Origin of the sequence: Shewanella sp. 11B5, from assembly GCF_002836795.1 — a bacterium.
GTDB classification, from domain to species: Bacteria; Pseudomonadota; Gammaproteobacteria; order Enterobacterales; family Shewanellaceae; genus Shewanella; species Shewanella frigidimarina.
On the sequence record NZ_PJAP01000982.1, the window covers coordinates 1 to 2,815 of the forward strand.

Here is a 2,815-nt window from a genome sequence, read left to right on the forward strand (position 1 = left end):
ATAAGACTTTTATATCATAATGAATGGCTGTATTTGGTTAAAGTTTGTTCGCCATCATACTAAGGTGTTAGTATGGAGATCGTGTTAGTGTGTAAAAAAAGGCTAGATTATGTCTACTTTATCTGATGAAGAGCTCGCTTATTTTAGCGGTGTATTCTCGCCGGAAGATGACAGTACCGATAATACTTTATCGAGACATTCATTAAGTGTTGCGACCGAAATACCCCAAGTGCTTGCTCATATTTTGGGGAATGCCAAATTAACTCTATTAGCTGAAATTAGTTATTACCGTTTATGGTTTCCATTAATCTTAAAGCAAGATGAGCTTGGGCAATTTTTGCCAGAGTTGGGCATTCCTGAAGTCATTGATATGCGCGGCGGTGAACGTAGCTGGCGGCTCAATAATGTCAAAAACATAAAAGTCATTGATAACGATACGGCTAAATTTGTTGAGGTACTCTCTTTATCGAGTTCAGGCATGACTATTAAAGTACCGCAAGAACTTAACGCCAAAGTGCCACGCTTAACACAACTTATTTTACCTAATGGTGTGCATCTGGATATGGTGTTTGAACCGGTACGAACTGAAAACGGGGTCATGGCAGCAAAAATTAGTGCAGAAGGTGAGTCTCGTGAAATATTGCGCCAATTTTTGTTTAGCGAACACAAAGCAAAGTATGCACACCTTTACAAAAAAATTAACTGTTAACCATAAAGTCTTTGGCCAACATGGTTTTAACGGCATTGATAAATTCATCATCACTTTTTGCCTGTATTAGTTGGCACAACTCATCGCCTACAGTGGTAAATCGATAATAAGTAAATAATAAGTGCTGATGTTTAGGTTTTAGCGACAAAGTTGCATTACACATGGTTAACTGAATATGTTCATTACTGTTTAAGAGTCCGGTTTCAAACTCGCTTTTATGTAAAATCCCCGCATCAACTAAGGTTAAAATGCTCGAATAAGGTAAGCCGAATTGAGACAGGCCGAAGTTTGTTTGAGTATGCTTACGAAAATATTGTTTCATCCCACCGTTAATACGATAACTACTGAGTAATTTAAATCTGGGCTCGGTATTGATTTTAACCGACATACCTAAGGCTTTTTCAAATATCAGTGCTTCTCGAAACGTCAGTTGCAGTAATACCGCTAAAGTCCGCAGGCTAAAATTACCTGGATTGACAATTTCACTGGCTAAAATTCTGGCCCACAAATCTTGCATCTTACGGTTATGAATTTGTTCAGCCATTTGAAAAAATTGGTAACGCCAATCAGGATCTAATTCGACACCTGTTACATCAGATGGCGTGTAATTAATCGCTAATGCAAAAATGCTTTCAAGGTTGGTCTGATACTGGCTGAGTTGCTTGCGTTGACGGTATTCTGCACGCTCTGCAACGGATGCTGTTGAAGGACGATAATCCTCTTCGCTGGCTAAACCGATAATGCGCCCAAGTAATAAGGTTTTTTTGCGCGCGGACACTTGAGTATTGTCATCTTGCGTTGTCGTCACATCAATATCAGTCATCAGTAACCCCCTTTTGCATTACACTTGCACCATGTTTGTATGGTATGACATCTGTGCTAAATCGTTTAGCGTTTTGTCATTAACGGTGACCATAGAGCTTCTTTACCTGGCTCTGGATGACGCGGCACATTGAACGCTAGTGCGAGTGAACATATCGCAAATCCAGTGCCTATGAAGAATACTGCTTTAGGCGAACTGAGCCATAAAATGCCTAATAAAACAGGGATAATTACCGCAGCAATATGGTTAATGGTAAAGCTGACCGACATGGTTGATGCAATATCTTGTTTATCAGCAATTTTTTGAAAATAGGTTTTCATCGCAATCGCCATAGCAAAAAGCAGGTGATCAATCACATACAGTCCAGCCGCAATATTGGCGTCGCTGACATAAGCGTAACTACTAAAAATAATCACTAAGCCAACGTATTCGATAATTAATGCGTTACGTTCACCCATTTTTCCAATAAAGCGACCAATGGTAGGGGCAAAGAGTAAGTTAACGACATAGTTAATTAAGAATAAAGCGGTGATTTCAGACACCGAATAGCCAAATTTTTCAACCATCATGAAGCCAGCAAACACCATAAAAATTTGCCTGCGCGCTCCAGAGAAAAAGGTTAGCAAGTAATAAAGCCAGTAGCGTTTTCTCAGTATTAAGTGTTTGTGTTGAATGGAGCCTATGGCAAAACGAGGAAAATACACTGCCATAATGAACACCATAACTAATCCACATCCGCCAATAATGCTATACATCCAGATGTAGTCCAGACTCAGCCAACTCATAATTAACCAAATTGAGCCATAGCCAACAAGTGCTGCTGCGGAGCGCCACGCTAACGCTTTGCCCATAAAGCCAGGTGCATCGGCTTTATCTACCCACTGTAACGTAAGCGATTGATTGATTGTTTCAAAATAATGAAACCCAATCGACATGAGTATCGTTGTTAAATACAACCCGATGACATCAGGAAACCAGCCGGTTATCCCCACTCCAATGCACAATAGTGCCAAGGATGTTAAGGCAAAGGTTTGCTCTTTGATCAGCAGCAATACAAATACCGCGGTAAAAGCTAAAAAACCAGGTACCTCTCTTAAACTCTGCAGCATTCCAATTTCAGCGCCCGTGAATGCGGCGCGTTCAATAACAAAGTTATTTAACAAAGCCTGCCAAACCGCAAACACCATGGACATTACAAAAGTCATCCATAGCAGCAGATGTTGTGGGTTAGTGCGTTCAATAAAGGCGGATTTACCACTGAATAAGGCCGTATCACTGCTGTT

General features: G+C 40.4%; 3 protein-coding genes. 1 reads left to right on the top strand and 2 read right to left on the bottom strand.

What is annotated here, in order from left to right; genetic code table 11:
* The first annotated feature begins 109 nt into the window (after positions 1–109).
* Positions 110–709 (top strand): hypothetical protein, encoded by a 600-nt coding sequence (locus CXF78_RS19185; RefSeq protein ID WP_102037656.1) that lies wholly within the window; start codon positions 110–112, stop codon positions 707–709.
* Here CXF78_RS19185 and CXF78_RS19190 read toward each other — a convergent pair.
* Both CXF78_RS19190 and CXF78_RS19195 read right to left on the bottom strand, forming a co-directional pair.
* Positions 699–1,532 (bottom strand): TIGR03899 family protein, encoded by an 834-nt coding sequence (locus CXF78_RS19190; RefSeq protein WP_011636286.1) that lies wholly within the window; start codon positions 1,530–1,532, stop codon positions 699–701. The genes CXF78_RS19185 and CXF78_RS19190 overlap by 11 nt on opposite strands.
* A 65-nt stretch (positions 1,533–1,597) precedes the next feature.
* Positions 1,598–2,737 carry an MFS transporter gene (locus tag CXF78_RS19195; protein WP_102037657.1) on the bottom strand — a complete coding sequence of 380 codons (1,140 nt, stop codon included), beginning with the start codon at positions 2,735–2,737 and terminating at the stop codon, positions 1,598–1,600.
* Positions 2,738–2,815 lie beyond the last annotated feature (78 nt).